This is a genomic window from Pseudomonas sp. KU43P, from assembly GCF_033095865.1.
In the GTDB taxonomy this organism is placed as follows: Bacteria; Pseudomonadota; Gammaproteobacteria; order Pseudomonadales; family Pseudomonadaceae; genus Aquipseudomonas.
On record NZ_AP019365.1, the window covers coordinates 1,598,663 to 1,612,864 of the forward strand.

Annotated in this window: 16 protein-coding genes; 6 read left to right on the plus strand and 10 right to left on the minus strand. The window is 64.3% G+C overall.

Annotated features, from left to right (window positions below):
- Nucleotides 1–95: 95 nt before the first annotated feature.
- Entirely contained in the window at nucleotides 96–533 is a 438-nt protein-coding gene (locus tag KU43P_RS07325; RefSeq protein WP_176511333.1) for a MarR family transcriptional regulator, read from the plus strand.
- A 31-nt stretch (nucleotides 534–564) separates the two neighbouring features.
- On the opposite strand, the gene KU43P_RS07330 is transcribed toward KU43P_RS07325, so the two are convergent.
- Nucleotides 565–2,751, minus strand: coding sequence for a patatin-like phospholipase family protein (locus KU43P_RS07330; RefSeq protein ID WP_317661897.1), 2,187 nt, complete (start codon nucleotides 2,749–2,751; stop codon nucleotides 565–567).
- A 67-nt stretch (nucleotides 2,752–2,818) separates the two neighbouring features.
- On the opposite strand from KU43P_RS07330, the gene KU43P_RS07335 reads away from it, so the two are divergent.
- The gene (locus KU43P_RS07335; RefSeq protein ID WP_317661898.1) at nucleotides 2,819–3,100 is read left to right on the plus strand and encodes a SelT/SelW/SelH family protein; all 282 of its coding nucleotides are present in this window, start codon (nucleotides 2,819–2,821) and stop codon (nucleotides 3,098–3,100) included.
- Here the strand turns inward: KU43P_RS07335 and KU43P_RS07340 are convergent, their stop codons facing one another.
- Nucleotides 3,101–3,991, minus strand: a complete 891-nt coding sequence (locus KU43P_RS07340; RefSeq protein ID WP_317661899.1) for a DMT family transporter — start codon at nucleotides 3,989–3,991, stop codon at nucleotides 3,101–3,103.
- Nucleotides 3,992–4,163: 172 nt separating this feature from the next.
- Nucleotides 4,164–4,937, minus strand: coding sequence for a helix-turn-helix transcriptional regulator (locus KU43P_RS07345; RefSeq protein ID WP_317661900.1), 774 nt, complete (start codon nucleotides 4,935–4,937; stop codon nucleotides 4,164–4,166).
- A 126-nt stretch (nucleotides 4,938–5,063) separates the two neighbouring features.
- Between KU43P_RS07345 and KU43P_RS07350 the strand changes: the two genes are divergently transcribed.
- On the plus strand, nucleotides 5,064–5,876 hold the full coding sequence (locus tag KU43P_RS07350; protein WP_317661901.1) for a UDP-2,3-diacylglucosamine diphosphatase: 813 nt from the start codon (nucleotides 5,064–5,066) through the stop codon (nucleotides 5,874–5,876).
- Between the two features lie 6 nt (nucleotides 5,877–5,882).
- Here the strand turns inward: KU43P_RS07350 and KU43P_RS07355 are convergent, their stop codons facing one another.
- Nucleotides 5,883–6,194, minus strand: coding sequence for a DUF962 domain-containing protein (locus KU43P_RS07355; protein ID WP_317661902.1), 312 nt, complete (start codon nucleotides 6,192–6,194; stop codon nucleotides 5,883–5,885).
- Nucleotides 6,195–6,347: 153 nt separating this feature from the next.
- Between KU43P_RS07355 and KU43P_RS07360 the strand changes: the two genes are divergently transcribed.
- Nucleotides 6,348–7,412, plus strand: a complete 1,065-nt coding sequence (locus KU43P_RS07360) for an AraC family transcriptional regulator (protein ID WP_317661903.1) — start codon at nucleotides 6,348–6,350, stop codon at nucleotides 7,410–7,412.
- Here KU43P_RS07360 and KU43P_RS07365 read toward each other — a convergent pair.
- Nucleotides 7,369–8,823 carry a TrkH family potassium uptake protein gene (locus KU43P_RS07365; protein ID WP_317661905.1) on the minus strand — a complete coding sequence of 485 codons (1,455 nt, stop codon included), beginning with the start codon at nucleotides 8,821–8,823 and terminating at the stop codon, nucleotides 7,369–7,371. The two genes, KU43P_RS07360 and KU43P_RS07365, sit on opposite strands and share 44 nt — an antisense overlap.
- 102 nt (nucleotides 8,824–8,925) lie before the next feature.
- On the opposite strand from KU43P_RS07365, the gene KU43P_RS07370 reads away from it, so the two are divergent.
- Nucleotides 8,926–9,483, plus strand: coding sequence for an NAD(P)H nitroreductase (locus KU43P_RS07370; protein ID WP_317661906.1), 558 nt, complete (start codon nucleotides 8,926–8,928; stop codon nucleotides 9,481–9,483).
- Between the two features lie 193 nt (nucleotides 9,484–9,676).
- Here the strand turns inward: KU43P_RS07370 and KU43P_RS07375 are convergent, their stop codons facing one another.
- From KU43P_RS07375 to KU43P_RS07395, 5 genes are all read right to left on the minus strand, one after another.
- Nucleotides 9,677–11,014, minus strand: coding sequence for a HAMP domain-containing sensor histidine kinase (locus KU43P_RS07375; RefSeq protein WP_317661908.1), 1,338 nt, complete (start codon nucleotides 11,012–11,014; stop codon nucleotides 9,677–9,679).
- Between the two features lie 65 nt (nucleotides 11,015–11,079).
- Nucleotides 11,080–11,496 (minus strand): Spy/CpxP family protein refolding chaperone, encoded by a 417-nt coding sequence (locus KU43P_RS07380; protein ID WP_317661910.1) that lies wholly within the window; start codon nucleotides 11,494–11,496, stop codon nucleotides 11,080–11,082.
- 116 nt (nucleotides 11,497–11,612) lie between these two features.
- Nucleotides 11,613–12,290 carry a response regulator transcription factor gene (locus KU43P_RS07385; protein WP_317661911.1) on the minus strand — a complete coding sequence of 226 codons (678 nt, stop codon included), beginning with the start codon at nucleotides 12,288–12,290 and terminating at the stop codon, nucleotides 11,613–11,615.
- An 80-nt stretch (nucleotides 12,291–12,370) separates the two neighbouring features.
- Nucleotides 12,371–12,670, minus strand: a complete 300-nt coding sequence (locus KU43P_RS07390; protein ID WP_317661913.1) for a YciI family protein — start codon at nucleotides 12,668–12,670, stop codon at nucleotides 12,371–12,373.
- A gap of 1 nt (nucleotide 12,671) precedes the next feature.
- The gene (locus tag KU43P_RS07395) at nucleotides 12,672–13,265 is read right to left on the minus strand and encodes a septation protein A (protein WP_317661915.1); all 594 of its coding nucleotides are present in this window, start codon (nucleotides 13,263–13,265) and stop codon (nucleotides 12,672–12,674) included.
- A gap of 67 nt (nucleotides 13,266–13,332) precedes the next feature.
- Here KU43P_RS07395 and KU43P_RS07400 point away from each other — a divergent pair, with 67 nt between their 5' ends.
- Nucleotides 13,333–14,193: a PHP domain-containing protein gene (locus KU43P_RS07400; protein ID WP_317661916.1), complete on the plus strand. Its 861-nt coding sequence runs from the start codon at nucleotides 13,333–13,335 to the stop codon at nucleotides 14,191–14,193.
- Nucleotides 14,194–14,202 lie beyond the last annotated feature (9 nt).

A 14,202-nucleotide genomic window follows, 5' to 3' on the forward strand; every position in this document is an offset into this window, starting at 1 on the left:
GACGAATTGCGAACGTTTGCGCGGCGGGCAGCCTTGCTTGATGGCACGGGACATGATTAGCTGACTAATAATTAGTTCTAGTTCATGAGTTGCTTATGCCCCTGACCGACAACCAACACCGCTTCGGCATGCAGCTGGCCCAGATGTCCCGGGGCTGGCGTGCCGAGCTGGATCGCCGCCTGGCCGGGCTCAACCTGTCCCAGGCACGCTGGCTGGTGTTGCTGCATCTTGCCCGTTTCGAAGAGGCGCCCACCCAGCGTGAGCTGGCCCAGAGCGTCGGTGTCGAGGGCCCGACCTTGGCGCGCCTGCTCGACAGCCTGGAAAACCAGGGCCTGGTACGGCGCCAGGCGGTGATGGAGGATCGCCGTGCCAAGAAGATTTTGCTGTGCCCGCCGGCCAAACCGTTGATCGAGCAGATCGAGACCATCGCCAATGCCTTGCGCCTGGAGCTGTTCACCGGGGTGGATGAGGCAGACCTCGAAGTGTGCATGCGGGTGCATGCGAAGATTCTGGCCAACCTCGAAAAGTCCTGAACTTCTGGGCCCGCAAGGCGGGCCCGGCAATCTAGAAGGTATGCCCCAGGTTCAGATACACGGCCTGCTCATGCGCACTGTTGGCCCCGTAACTCAAGTTCAACGGCCCCAGCGGCGTCTCCAGCCCCAGGAAGACGCTCGCCGCGTTGATATATCCACTGTCGAACTCGTTGTCGTTGTTCCAGGCTCGCCCCCGCTCCAGCGACCCTCCGATATACAGCGGGAAGTCCAGCGGCAGGTAGGCCCGTGGCGTCAGTCGGCGGTAGTAGACCATGCGCATCAGGCTCACGTTCTGCCCCGACACCGAGTCCTGGCGAAACCCTGAAAGCTCCCGTGCGCCGCCAATCACGAAGCTCGACGTCACTACCTCTGTGGCATCCAGCGTGCGCCCGTAACGCCCTCCCAGCACCCAGGTGTTCGGCCCGTAGCTGAAGGCCTTGTCCAGGTTGAGCAGCCATTGCCGGTATTCGTCGTCGGAGTCCAGCGACTTGTCGTACTTGCGCAAGGTCAGGCCGATGTCTTCGCCGCTGTGCGGGAAGTACACGTTATCGAGGGTATCGAACGAGTACTTCAACTCGTAGAAGCCTTCATTGAAGCTGACCTTGGGCAGGTCCTGATCGCCGATTCGCACATCCGCTTCGCCCCAGGCTTTGCCTGCCCCCAGGCGCACTTCGCCATAGGTGCCGATCTGCCGGCCGAAATTGAGGCCGAAACCGTAACGCTCCAGCCGGTATTCGGCGACCGGGTCGTTGTCCAGGGTCGCTTCGATGTTTTGTGACCCGAAGTCCAGATAGGGCGCGATGAAGTAGCGCGAGCCCACGTCCAGCGGTTGGTAGAACTCGCTGTACAGCTCCTGTTGATCGCCAATCTGCGCGCGCGTCAGCCACTCGGCGCCGAGCTGGTTGATGCCGTTGACCCGATAGCTGGCGCCCAGATTGAAGGCGCTGTCGCCGCGCAGGTCATCCGACAGGTTCAGGCCCAGGCGCAGGTAGTCGGTGCCGCCACGCTTGCCGCGGGCGTTGATCACCAGGGTGTTGTCATCGCCCTTGTGCACCACGCGGTATTGCACCCGGTCGAAGTAGTCCAGGCCATACAGGGTGCCCATGTCGGTCTGCAGGCGGTCGAGTTCCAGCGGCTCGCCGAGGGGCTGACGGATGTAGTAGCGGATCACGTCATCACTGACCTTCGAATCGTTCTCCACCCGGATCGCGGTGATCACCGGCGTGCGTTGGCGCGGCGAGCGGGCCACCGCCAGTTCGGCATCGCCCTCGGGCTGACGCAGCGCGGCCAGGCGCGGTTCGAGCAGGCGCGCGGCGCGGTAGCCGGCTTCGATCATGTCGCGGGCGCGGCCGAAGTCGGTGACACCGAAGGCGGCCAGTTGCGGTTGGATGAGAATATCGTCGCGGTGCAGGCTGGCCAGTTGTTCCTCGGAGTTGCGCCGGGTCATCAGGGTGATCGATTGGTTGAGCACGTCGACCACCGTGGCCAGTTGCTTGCGGTCACGTAGCGGGGTACCGATGTCGACCACGATGGCCATGTCCACCCCCATCTCGCGTGCCACGTCCACGGGGATGTTGTCGACCATGCCGCCGTCTACCAGCAGGCGGCCATCGAGTTCCACCGGTGCGAACACGGCGGGGATCGACATGCTGGCGCGAATCACCTGGGGCAGGTGGCCGCGGCTGAATACCACTTTCTCGCCACTGGCGATGTCGGTGGCCACGGCGCGAAAGGGGATGGGCAACTTGTCGAAGTCGCGGGTATCGGCGGTATGAGCAAGCTTGCTTTCCAGCAGCAAGGCCAGGTTCTGGCCCTGGATCACGCCCAGCGGCAGGCCCAGGCTGCCATCATCGCGAAAGCTCAGTTTCTGCTTGACCAGAAAGTCGCGGTCATCCTGTTTGCGCCTGAACGGTACGTCCTTGCGGGGCGGAGCGTCGGAAAGCGCTTGCTGCCAGTCCAGGGTGGTGGCCAGTTTTTCCAGTTCCTCGACGCTGTAGCCGGACGCGTACAGTCCCCCCACCACCGCCCCCATGCTGGTGCCGGCAATGGCGTCGATGCGCACACCCTGTTCTTCCAGGGCCTTGAGCACGCCAATATGGGCCAGGCCGCGGGCCGCGCCACCCGAGAGCACCAGCCCGACCTTCGGGCGTGCGGGTTCGGTGGCGAGCGCGGTGATGGACGTGAGCGTCAGCAAAAGGCAGAACAGCAGGCGGTGCATCGTGAGTCTCAAACCCTGGGCTAAAGATCGCTAGTATAAGCGGCCCCTTACCTTCAGAGACTTGACCATGGCCCACACCAAGCCAGAAATTGTCATCACCTATTGCACCCAGTGCCAGTGGCTGCTGCGCGCGGCCTGGCTGGCCCAGGAGCTGCTCAGCACCTTTTCCGACGACCTGGCCCGGGTGGCACTGGAGCCTGGCACGGGTGGTGTGTTTCGTATCACCTGCCAAGGCGTGCAGATCTGGGAGCGCAAGGCTGACGGCGGCTTCCCCGAGGCCAAGGTACTCAAGCAGCGAGTGCGCGACCAGATCGACCCGCAGCGCGACCTGGGCCACAACGATCGCTGATCAGGCGCTTTCGGCCATTGCGCGCGGTTTGCTCGGCTGTTCGGCGGCCAGGCGGCTGGACAGCACGATGGCAAAGATGATCAGCGCACCGCCCAGCAGCATGCGCACGGTCGGTGTTTCGGCGAACACCACCCAGGCCACGGCGATGCCGTAGACCGGCTCCATGCCGAACACCACGGCCGCGGTGCGTGCTTTGATCACCGCCAGGCTGGCGACGAACAGGCTGTGGGCGACACCGGTGCAGAAGATGCCGAGCAGGGCGATCCACAGCCAGTCTTGGGGGGCCACCGCGGACAGGCCTGGGGCGGCTACGGGCACCAGGCACAGCCCCACCACCAGGTTCTGCCACAGGGCTGCCTGCACGGCGGGCAAGCGTCCGGAGCCGGCGCGGTTGGTCAGCGAAAGCAGCGAGAACAGCAGGCCCGAGAGCAAGGCCCAGAGCAGGCCGCCGGTAGCTTCGCTTGCCAGGTCGAAGGACGGCGTCACCAGGATCAGCCCGATGCTTACCAGCAGCACCAGCAAGGCTTCGTTGCGGCGGATACGTTCACGGAACAGCACGCCTTCGAGAATCACGGTAAATGCTGGGAAGCTGGCAAACCCGAGGGTGGCGATGGCCACGCCGCCGACTTTGACGGCAATGAAGAAACTGACCCAGTGGCCGGCCAGCAGCACGCCGCCCAGTACCAGGCGGCGCACATCGCGCCCGCTCAGGCGTTGCCAGCCGGGGCCGGCGAGGCTGGCGAACAGGGCCAGGGCGAGCACGGCGAAGGCGGCGCGGCCGAAGACGATGATTGCCGGGCTGGCGCTGGCGGCCAGCTTGCCGAACACGCCGGTCAGGCCGAAGAACAGTGCGCCGATGTGCAGGGCCCCGAGGGCGGTGCGGTGGTTCATTGTGGTCCTTGGGGGTCTCGTTGTATTGGCGGGCCCTATCGCCGGCAAGCCGGCTCCCACAGGTACACCACAGTTCTCAAGCTAGTGGTGTACCTGTGGGAGCCGGCTTGCCAGCGATAGGGCAGGTACAGGCACAGTGTAAAGCGCCAGGCAAACATGATCTGTCGCCAGCCTAGCGCCCGTTATCGCCGGACTCTCGCCGCAACGCCATCGGGGTGCATCCAAACGCTCGCAGCATTGCTGCCGAAAACGCGCTTTGCGAGCTGTACCCCACTTGCGCGGCTATTTCCCCCAAAGGCAAAGATGTCTGGGTAACCAACTGCCGCGCCTTGAGCAGCCGCCGCTGGCGGATGTAGTCCATCGGTGTCATCGCGCATTCGGCAGTGAAGCGCGCATGCAACCGCGCAGCGGACAACCCGGCGATACGCGCCAGGTCGGCGACCTGCAGCGGGTACGCGGCGTGCTGATCGATATGGCTATCGAACGCTGCATAGGGCAGCCGATGGCTGGGCGCGACGAGGGCCGAAGCGGTGGGGTTGAGGCTGGCCAGTAGCAGCACCGCACCTTGCCGGGCGATCAGCGGGTCATCCACCGGGCTGGCCGCCAGCCAGTCGACCAGTTGCTGCTGGCGGTTGTCCAGGCCTAGGGCGGCCGGGCGGTCCAGCAGTCGCCGGCTGGCATCGGCATGCTCACCCAGTTGTTCGTGCAGCCAATGCTCGCCCGGCACATCGAGCACCAGGCAGTGGCTGCCGGTGTCACTGCCACAACTGTGATGAGTACCGGCGGGTACCACCATCAGGGCCTGGCGGTCGAGCCGCGCACTGTGCCCCTGTACCTCGAAATCTAGGCGGCCACCCAGGCCGAACACCAGTTGCGGGTGTTCGTGGCTGTGGGCGATCAGGTCGTGGCGGTAATGGCGCAGGGAAAGGATCGGGCCGGCGGTCATGGGGCTTCCTCGCGGGGCAGGCAATCATTGTGCCCCATTCCTCACGGTCCATCACCCGTCACATTGCTGCCACCAACCTGTCATCTGCGCCTGCCAGTCTCCAGCAAACAGCGCCGGAGCCCGCCCATGACCCACGCCGAACTCTCTCGCCCGTCACGCAAGCAGCGCGTGCGCACGCTGTGGATTTCCGATGTGCACCTGGGCACCCGTGACTGCCAGGCCGAACACCTGTCGCAGTTTCTCAAGGGTTACCAGGCCGACCGTATCTACCTGGTCGGTGACATCATCGACGGCTGGAAACTGCGCAGCGGCATCTACTGGCCGCAAGCGCATACCAACGTGATCCGTCGCCTGCTGACCATGAGCAAGCGCGGCACTGAGGTGATCTATGTCACGGGTAACCACGACGAATTCCTGCGCCGCTATTCGAAGTTGCTGCTCGGCAACATCCAGTTGGTGGACGAGGCTGAGCACCTGACGGCGGACGGCCGCCGGCTGCTGGTGATCCATGGCGACCAGTTCGACGTCATCACCCGCTACCACCGTTGGCTGGCCTTCCTCGGCGACCGTGCCTACGAGTTCACCCTGGTGCTCAACCGCTGGCTCAACCATTGGCGAGCGCGCTACGGCTATGGCTACTGGTCGTTGTCGGCCTACCTCAAGCACAAGGTCAAGGGCGCGGTGAACTTCATCAGCGACTTCGAGGATGCCATTGCCCACGAATGCACGCGCCGTGGCTTTCACGGGGTGGTGTGCGGGCACATCCACCATGCCGAGATCCGCAGGGTCGGCGAAGTGGAATACCTCAATTGTGGCGATTGGGTCGAGTCGTGCTCGGCGTTGATCGAGCACTGGGATGGCAGCATCGAGCTGTACCGGCTGGCCGATGCACAGGCGCGGCAAGCCGAGCAGGCTGCCGCGCTGCGCGAACCTGCCTGAGGCGCGTTAGAGGCTGATCTTGCCCCGCAAGATGTCGCGGAACATGGCGAAATCGCCGATCAGGCTGTACAGCGGATGCTTGAAGGTGGCCGGCCGGTTCTTCTCGAAAAAGAAGTGGCCGACCCAGGCGAAGCCATAGCCGAATAGCGGCACGGCCAACAGCAGCAGCCACTTGCCACTGCCGATGGTATAGGCGAGCAGGGCAATGACCAGGCTGGTGCCAACAAAGTGCAGGCGCCGGCAGGTGGGGTTGCTGTGCTCGCCCAGGTAATAGGGATAGAACTCGGCAAAACTGCGGTACTGCGCTGTGCTGTTCATCGCAATGCTCCGGGATTATCACTTTTTGACAGGATACACGGCGTGGAGCCTGAATCGAGTCTAGAGTCATTGGCGGAGCCGGCCAGTGACAATGGGCGCCAAATGAGTATCCTTAGGTTCACCGCATGAAGCGGTCAGCATAAGAAGCCTGTCATGAGTGAGAGAACCACGTCAGCCAGCTGGGCATCAGGGATCGTCAAGGCACTCGAGCTGGAAGGGCTCGATTGCCGTGCCATGTTCAAGCAACTGGGGCTCGACTTCGCCGCCCTCGACGACCCGGACGCACGTTTTCCTCAAGACTCCATGACCCGCCTGTGGCAGTTGGCGGTGGAGTTGTCCGGCAACGAAGCCATCGGCCTGAACATGGCGCGGGTGGTGCGGCCGGCCTCGTTCCATGTGGTGGGCTACGCGTTGATGTCCAGCCGTACCCTGGCCGAAGGCTTCGAACGGCTGGTGCGCTACCAGCGCATCATCGCCGAAAGCTCCGATCTGAGCTTCCGCCTGGGGCCTGAAGGCTATTCCCTGATTCTTACCGTGCATGGCGACCATCTGCCGCCGACCCGGCACAGCTCGGAAGCGTCGCTGGCGTGCGCGCTGGCGCTGAGCAAATGGCTCAGCGGCCGCCCCATCCAGCCCAGGCGTGTGATGATTCAGGGGCCGCAACCGAAAGACATCGAACCTTACAAGGTGGCGTTCCATTCACCTCTGGTGTTTGGCGCCCCTCACGATGCGCTGATTTTCGAACGCGCCGACATGGAGGCGCCGCTGCCAACTGCCAACGAGGCCATGGCGGTGCTGCATGACCGTTTTGCCGGCGAGTACCTGGCGCGTTTTTCCGAAAGTCGGGTTACCCATCGGGTGCGCCAGGTACTATGCCGCATCCTGCCCCAGGGCGAGCCCAAGCGGGAAACCCTGGCCCAGGCCCTGCACCTGTCCCAGCGCACCCTGCAGCGGCGCCTGCAGGAAGAGGGCACCAGCTTCCAGGCACTGCTGGACGATACTCGTCGCGAGCTGGCCGAGCAGTACCTTGCCCAACCGGGCATGACCCTGCTGGAAACCGCCTACCTGTTGGGTTTTGCCGACCCCAGCAATTTCTACCGGGCCTTCCGCCGCTGGTTCGACGTGACACCGAGCGAGTACCGCGCCCGCCTGGGCGGGGCGGAACCCGCCGTCCTCAATGACGCCAGAACGCCGGCATACATAGCACCAGCACCGTGATGATCTCCAGGCGGCCGAGCAGCATGCCGCAGGCCAGGATCCACTTGGCGGCATCCGGCAGCGAGGCATAGTTGCCCGAAGGGCCGATCACTTCGCCCAAGCCAGGGCCCACGCCCGAGACGGTACCGGCAGCGCCAGTCAGTGCGGTCATCCAGTCCACGCCCAGCAGCGACAGCAGCAAGGCCATGACGCAGATGGTAATGGCGAAGAAGAACGAGAAGGTCAGGATCGAACGCACGATCTCTTCGTCGAGGCGGTGGCCGTTGTATTTCTGCTTGATCACAGCACGCGGGTGGATCAGCTGGTTCAAGCTGGCCTTGAGCAGAATGTAGGCCACCTGGAAGCGGAAGATCTTGATACCGCCTGCGGTGGAGCCGGAGCAGCCGCCGACGAAGCCCAGGTAGAAGAACAGCATCAGCGAGAAATTGCCCCACAGGCTGTAGTCGCCCAGGGCAAAGCCGGTGGTGGTGACCACGGAGGTCACGTTCAGCGCCACGTGGCGCAGGGCATCCAGCCAATGCAGGCTGGTCGTGGCCCAGTACCAGGTGCCCAGCACCAGCCAGGTGACCACCAGCATGCCGAGCAGCCCCTGCACCTGCTGGTCGCGGATCAGCGCCTTGCGGTTGCCGCGCAGGGTCGCCACGTAGAGGGTGAACGGCAGGCTGCCCAGGATCATCACCACCACCGCTACCCAATGCACCGCCGGGATGTCCCATTTCGCCAGGGATTGGTCGGAGGTCGAGAAACCGCCGGTTGAAATCGCCGACATCGCGTGGTTGATGGCATCGAACGGGCTCATGCCGGCCCACCAGAAGGCCAGGGCGCCGAGCACCGAAAAACCGACGTACACCCCGACGATCGACTTGGCGACCATGTGCGAGCGCGGCATGACCTTTTCCGAGCGGTCGGACGATTCGGTCTGGAACAGGCGCATGCCACCGATGCGCAGCAGTGGCAGGATCGCCACCGCCATGGCGATGAAGCCGATACCGCCGAGCCAGTGCAGCATCGAGCGCCACATGAGGATCCCGGGCGACATGTTGTCCAGCCCGCTGAGCACCGTGGCGCCGGTGGCGGTGATGCCGGACATGCTTTCGAAGAAGGCGTCGGTATAGCTGATGTGCTGGGTCAGCAGGAAGGGCAGGGCGGCGAACACGCATACCACCAGCCAGCTGCTGACGGTGAGCAGGTACATGTCGCGCGGGCGCAGGTGCACATGCTCGGGGCGGCCCTGCAGGACCATGGCCAGCCCGGCGATGAAGGTGATCAGGCTCGACCAGAGAAACGACGGCATGTCGCCGGTACGTTCGAAGATCACCAGGGTCGCCATGGGCACGACCATGCTGACTGCCAGGGTGATGAGGAAGATGCCGATGATGAAACCAATGATCCTTAAGGTCGGCAACGCCATGTGATCTGCTCTGACTCTGAACGGAAGGGCGCCATTCTACCTATGGGTCTGGTGATGTAAACGCTAGAATGCCCGCACATTCACCTGCCAGGAGGGTAGCCGATGGAGGCTCTCGACGCATTGCTCAACCGTGTTTCCGTGCCACGTCTGACCGAACCGGCGCCTAATGCCGCCCAGCGCGAGGCGCTGTTCCAGGCGGCGCTGCGGGCACCTGATCACGGCCAGTTGCGGCCGTGGCGCTTTCTGACCATCGAGGGTCAGGGCCGCGAGAAGCTCGGAGAGCTGTTCGCCGAAGCGCTGCAGCGCAAGGGCGAGGCGAGCCAGGCGGCGTTGGACAAGGCCCGTGCGATGCCATTGCGCGCGCCGTTGTTGATCGTGGTGATTGCCAAGCTGCAGGAGCACTTCAAGGTACCCAAGTCGGAGCAGCGCCTGGCAGCAGGCTGCGCGGCCCACGGTATCCTGATTGCGGCCCATGCCCAGGGTATCGGCGCGGTGTGGCGTACCGGCGACATGGCCTTCGATCCCTTTGTGCACAAGGGGCTGGGGATGGCCGAGAACGAGGAAGTGATCGGCTACCTGTATGTGGGGACGCCGATGGCCGAGCCGCGCACGGCGCCGGTGCTGGAGACCGCTGAGTACGTCAGCGCCTGGGGCGAGTAATGTACGGGGCCGCTCTGCGGCCCATCGCCGGCAAGCCGGCTCCCACAGGTACGGCTCTGGCCGTGAAACCTCTGCTATCACTGTAGGAGCCGGCAAGCCGGCTCCCACAGGTACGGCGCTGGCCGTGAAACCTCTGCTATCACTGTAGGAGCCGGCTTGCCGGCGATGGGCTGCGAAGCAGCCCCAATACCCATCAAATGGTCGTAACCCTCACAGGCAACTCCAGCCGCGCTACAAAACCACCCTGCGGATGATTTTCCAGGACCAGGCTGCCGCCGTGGCGCTCCGCCGCCTTGCGCGCAATCGCCAGCCCTAGTCCATGGCCAGCCGCATCCTGTCCCGGTGCCCTGAAGAACGGCTCGCCCAGCTGCGCCAGATGCTCCGCTGCCACCCCCGGCCCATGGTCGCGCACGCTCACCACGATCCGATCCTGCTCACGCCCGCCGCGCACCTCGATCGGCTGCCCCTGTGGGTTGAAGCGCAAGGCATTGCGCAGCAGATTGTCCACCGCCCGCTCGATCAGTGTCGGCCAGCCCTGCAGGGTCAGGCCAGGCTGGGCCTCCAGCCTCACTTCCTGCTCCGGTGCACTGAGCTGGGCATCCTTGCGTACGCTGCCCAGCAAGGCATTGAGGTCGACAGGTTCGGCATGGGCCTGCTCGGCATCGACCCGGGCCAAGGTCAGGATCTCGCTGATCAGGTCTTCCAGGCGGTCGCATTCGCGGGTCAGGCGTGGCCACAGCGCCTGACGTTGATCGGCCTCGGCCCGCTCGGCCAGCGCCAAGGCGATGCGCAGGCGGGCCAGGGGTGAGCGCAGCTCGTGAGATACGTCGCGCAGCAACTGGCGCTGGCTGCCGATCAGGCTCTGCAGGCGGGCACCCATCTTGTTGAAGTCCTTGGCCAGCACGCCAAATTCATCACGCCGGGCGGCCAGTCGCGCCAGGCTGTTCTGCTGGTAGCTGGCTTGGCCGAGGTCATGGACCGCACCGCGCAGGCGGCTCAGTGGCCGGGTGATGGACAGGGTCACCAGCAGGCTGAACAGGGTCAACACTACCAAGGCGATCCCCAGGGCGCTCAGCGGCCAGAGCAGGCTTTCGCGGTGCCAGGCGTCCAGTTCAGGGTGGGGGATCCGATAGATCAGCAGGTAGGTTTCACCGCTCTCGGGGCTGGTGTATTCCTCGGTCAGGCGGCGCCACGGCAGGCGGCGTTGGTCGTTGTGCTGGCGGGCTTCGAAGGCTGCCGCTCGGCGCGGGAAGGTGCCGGGCACCACGGCGGTGCCGCTGTCGTCGAGCACCTGCACGTCGATCTTGTAGCGCTGCTTGCGGCGCTCCAGGAACGCCTGCGAGGCTTCCAGGCCGTCCTGTTCATAGTGCTTGGCCCAGTGGCTGGCCAGGGTGTTCAGGCCAGGGTGGCGGCTGAGGATCCAGGCGTCCTGATTGAGCATGTGGCCCAGCAGGATCGACAGGCCGGCGACCAGGGTGATGGCCAGCCAGAAGCTGGCCAGGATGCGCCAGAACAGAGAACGCAAGAGCACCTCCTGTAAACGGGAAAAGCCCGGCCCGCTGGGGAAGGCGGGCCGGGCGTCGAGGGGTGGACAGCTTACTGGGCCTTGCCGGCTTTTTCAGCTTTCCAGGCCTGGAATTCCTTCCATTCGGCCTTGCGTGCTTCACGCTCTTTCTGCAGTTCGTCGAACTTCTTCTGCTGGTCAGGCTTGAGCAGCGCGCGGACCTGGGTGTCGGTCTTGTCGTGGCTGGCCTTGAGCTCGTCTTTCATGGCTTTCTGGTCGGCGGCCGGCAGCTTGGACAGGTAGCGCTCGGTGATGTCGCGGCGTTGCTTCATCTGTTCGCCCATCAGCTTGCCGATCTGTTGGCGCTGGTCGCGGCTCAGGTCCAGTTGGGCGAAAGGCGCGTCACCGCGATGATGCGGGCCGTCATGGCGCGGGCCGCCTTCAGGCATGGCCATGGCCACAGTCGGCAGGGCGGCGGCGAACATCAGGGCGATAAGGGTCTTGCGCATGGTGTCTCTCCTTTCAAGGGCCGGTGGTTACCGGATGAGCTCAGTCTAGGGAGATCAAGGTCAAGCGCAGTCAGGGGAGGGTAAAGGCTCGGTAAAGATGGACGGGGCTGTATAGGTTACAGACTGTAGTAATAACCGCGGCTGCGCAGGGCGACGATGCGCGGGCGACCATCGGCGTGCGGGCCGATCTTCTTGCGCAGGTTGCTCACGTGCATGTCCAGGCTGCGGTCGTACAGGGTCAGCTTGCGGCCCAGGCCGATCTGCGCCAGTTCCTGCTTGTCCAGCGGCTCACCCGGTTGGCGCAGCAGGGCTTCGAGAATGCGGCTTTCGGACAGGGTCAGGCTCATTTCCCGGCCATCGATGCTGACCACGCCACGGACCGGGCTGAAGGCCAGGTCGCCGATCTCGACTTGTGTGGTGGTGGCGGTCGGGTGGCTGCGGCGCAGCACGGCACGCAAGCGAGCGGTGAGTTCACGAGGGTCGCAGGGCTTGGCCAGGTAGTCGTCGGCGCCCAGTTCCAGGCCGAGGATACGGTCCAGGGGCTCGCCGCGGGCCGAGAGCATCAGCACCGGCAGGTCGGCATGCTCGCTGCGTAGCTGCTTGAGCAATTCCAGGCCACTGCCGTCGGGCAGCATCACATCCAGTACCACCGCTGCCGGAGCGTGCTCGGCCAGGGCCTGGCGGGCGCTTTGGCCATCGTGGCAGGCGCGCACGGCAAAACCTTCCTGGGTCAGCCAGCTGCCGAGCAGCTCGCAGAGTTCCTGGTCATCATCAATCAGTAACAGCTCGCTCATGACTCACTCAATTCAAATCGACGGCGTCTGACGTGTCCGCCAGTGGCAAAGATACAGCAGACACCGCAAATTTTTTTCGATTATGGCAAGACTTGCTTGAAAGGCTTGACGATGACCTTGTCATACACGCCTGCAGCAATGTACGGATCGGCATCGGCCCAGGCCTTGGCGGCGGCCAGCGAATCGAACTCGGCGACGATCAGGCTGCCGCTGAAACCAGCTTCGCCTGGGTCGTTGCTGTCGATGGCCGGGTGCGGACCGGCCAGTACCACGCGGCCTTCGGCCTTGAGCTGTTGCAGTCGCTCGATGTGCGCCGGGCGGGCGGCCAGGCGTTTTTCCAGGGAGTTCGCGACGTCGCTGGCGATGATGGCGTAGAGCATGTCAATCCTTGGTCTTGGAGGTGGAAGGGTCATCGTGCAGGTGGCGCGACAGGTAAACACCCTGCGCCACCAGGAAGATCACGGTCATGCCCAGGCTGCCGAACACCTTGAAGTCGACCCAGAAGGCCTGGAAGGTGAAGGCGACGAACAGGTTCGCCGCGCCGCAGAAGATGAAGAAGGCGATCCACGCCAGGTTCAGGCGCGTCCACACCGCATCGGGCAGGGTCAGGGCATGGCCCATGATGCGCTTGATCAGCACCCGGTCACCGATGAAGTGGCTGCCGGCAAAGCCCAGGGCGAACAGCCAGTTGACCACCGGTGCTTTCCATTTGAGGAAGGTCTCGCTGTGGAAGGTCAAGGTCAGGCCGCCGAACACCAGGCAGGCGATCAACGTCAGCCACTGGCCCTTTTCCAGCTTGCGCTGGCGCAGGAACAGCGCGCCGTATACCAGCACCGAGCTGACGATCAGCATTGCCGTGGCGCTGTAGATGCCGCCGAACTCGAAGCTGTGGCCGGCGACTTCCAGGGGGCGTGGGTCGAGCTTGTAGACAATGAAGAACAGCAGCAGCGGGATGAAATCGATGAATTGTTTCACAATGGCAGCCAGAATCGGGATGTGACGGCATAATAACAAACATCGATTCCAGCGAAAGCGCTCCTCCATGAATGTTGATCTGCACTGTCACAGCACGGCCTCCGATGGCGCCCTGTCGCCCACGGTCCTGGTCGCCCGGGCCCATGAGCATGGGGTGCAGACGTTGGCCCTGACCGACCACGATACCCTCGAAGGCCTGGCAGAGGCGCGCCAGGCCTGTGCCGAGCGAGGCATGCGCTGGGTCAGTGGGGTAGAGCTGTCGTGCACCTGGGGTGGCGCGACCATCCATGTGCTGGGTTACGACTTCCCGCTCGACGCCGCGCCGCTGGCCGAGGCCATCGAGGCCTTGCACCGTGGCCGCTGGCTGCGCGCCGAAGAAATCGACAAACGGCTGGCCGCCAAGGGCATGCCTGGCACGCTCGAGGGCGCCCGCGCCGTGCAGCAGGCGCTGGGCGACAGTGGCAACGCACCGGCTCGCCCGCATTTCGCCGAGTACCTGGTGCGTGCAGGCCACGTCAAGGACCGTGGCGAGGCGTTTCGCAAGTGGCTGGGGGCGGGCAAGCTGGGCGACGTCAAGCTGCACTGGCCAACTCTGGAAGAAACTGTCGCCACCTTGCGTCAGTCCAACGCGTGGGTGAGCCTGGCCCATCCCATGCACTACGATCTGACGCGCAGCAAGCGCAGGCGGCTGATTGCCGACTATATTCAGGCAGGCGGGCAGGCACTTGAAGTGGTCAACGGAATGATGCCGGCCGAGCAGGTGGGCACGATGTCCATCCTCACCCGTGAGTTCGGCCTGCTGGCAAGCGCTGGCAGCGATTTCCACGGCCCCGGCACCTGGGGCGAGATCGGTGCCTACCGGCCATTGCCCGAGGACTTGCCACCTCTGTGGCGCCGATTCAGCCATGAACAGCCTTTGGCGGTATGAACAGGACGA

Excerpts from the sequence above, each read along its gene's own strand:
- KU43P_RS07325 (WP_176511333.1), top strand. The coding sequence starts at position 96 with ATGCCCCTGACCGACAACCAACACCGCTTCGGCATGCAGCTGGCCCAG.
- KU43P_RS07390 (WP_317661913.1), bottom strand. The coding sequence starts at position 12,670 with ATGCTCTACGCCATCATCGCCAGCGACGTCGCGAACTCCCTGGAAAAA.
- KU43P_RS07400 (WP_317661916.1), top strand. The coding sequence starts at position 13,333 with ATGAATGTTGATCTGCACTGTCACAGCACGGCCTCCGATGGCGCCCTG.
- KU43P_RS07350 (WP_317661901.1), top strand. The coding sequence starts at position 5,064 with ATGACCCACGCCGAACTCTCTCGCCCGTCACGCAAGCAGCGCGTGCGC.
- KU43P_RS07345 (WP_317661900.1), bottom strand. The coding sequence starts at position 4,937 with ATGACCGCCGGCCCGATCCTTTCCCTGCGCCATTACCGCCACGACCTG.
- KU43P_RS07365 (WP_317661905.1), bottom strand. The coding sequence starts at position 8,823 with ATGGCGTTGCCGACCTTAAGGATCATTGGTTTCATCATCGGCATCTTC.
- KU43P_RS07355 (WP_317661902.1), bottom strand. The coding sequence starts at position 6,194 with ATGAACAGCACAGCGCAGTACCGCAGTTTTGCCGAGTTCTATCCCTAT.
- KU43P_RS07340 (WP_317661899.1), bottom strand. The coding sequence starts at position 3,991 with ATGAACCACCGCACCGCCCTCGGGGCCCTGCACATCGGCGCACTGTTC.
- KU43P_RS07330 (WP_317661897.1), bottom strand. The coding sequence starts at position 2,751 with ATGCACCGCCTGCTGTTCTGCCTTTTGCTGACGCTCACGTCCATCACC.
- KU43P_RS07385 (WP_317661911.1), bottom strand. The coding sequence starts at position 12,290 with ATGAGCGAGCTGTTACTGATTGATGATGACCAGGAACTCTGCGAGCTG.
- KU43P_RS07370 (WP_317661906.1), top strand. The coding sequence starts at position 8,926 with ATGGAGGCTCTCGACGCATTGCTCAACCGTGTTTCCGTGCCACGTCTG.
- KU43P_RS07380 (WP_317661910.1), bottom strand. The coding sequence starts at position 11,496 with ATGCGCAAGACCCTTATCGCCCTGATGTTCGCCGCCGCCCTGCCGACT.
- KU43P_RS07360 (WP_317661903.1), top strand. The coding sequence starts at position 6,348 with ATGAGTGAGAGAACCACGTCAGCCAGCTGGGCATCAGGGATCGTCAAG.
- KU43P_RS07335 (WP_317661898.1), top strand. The coding sequence starts at position 2,819 with ATGGCCCACACCAAGCCAGAAATTGTCATCACCTATTGCACCCAGTGC.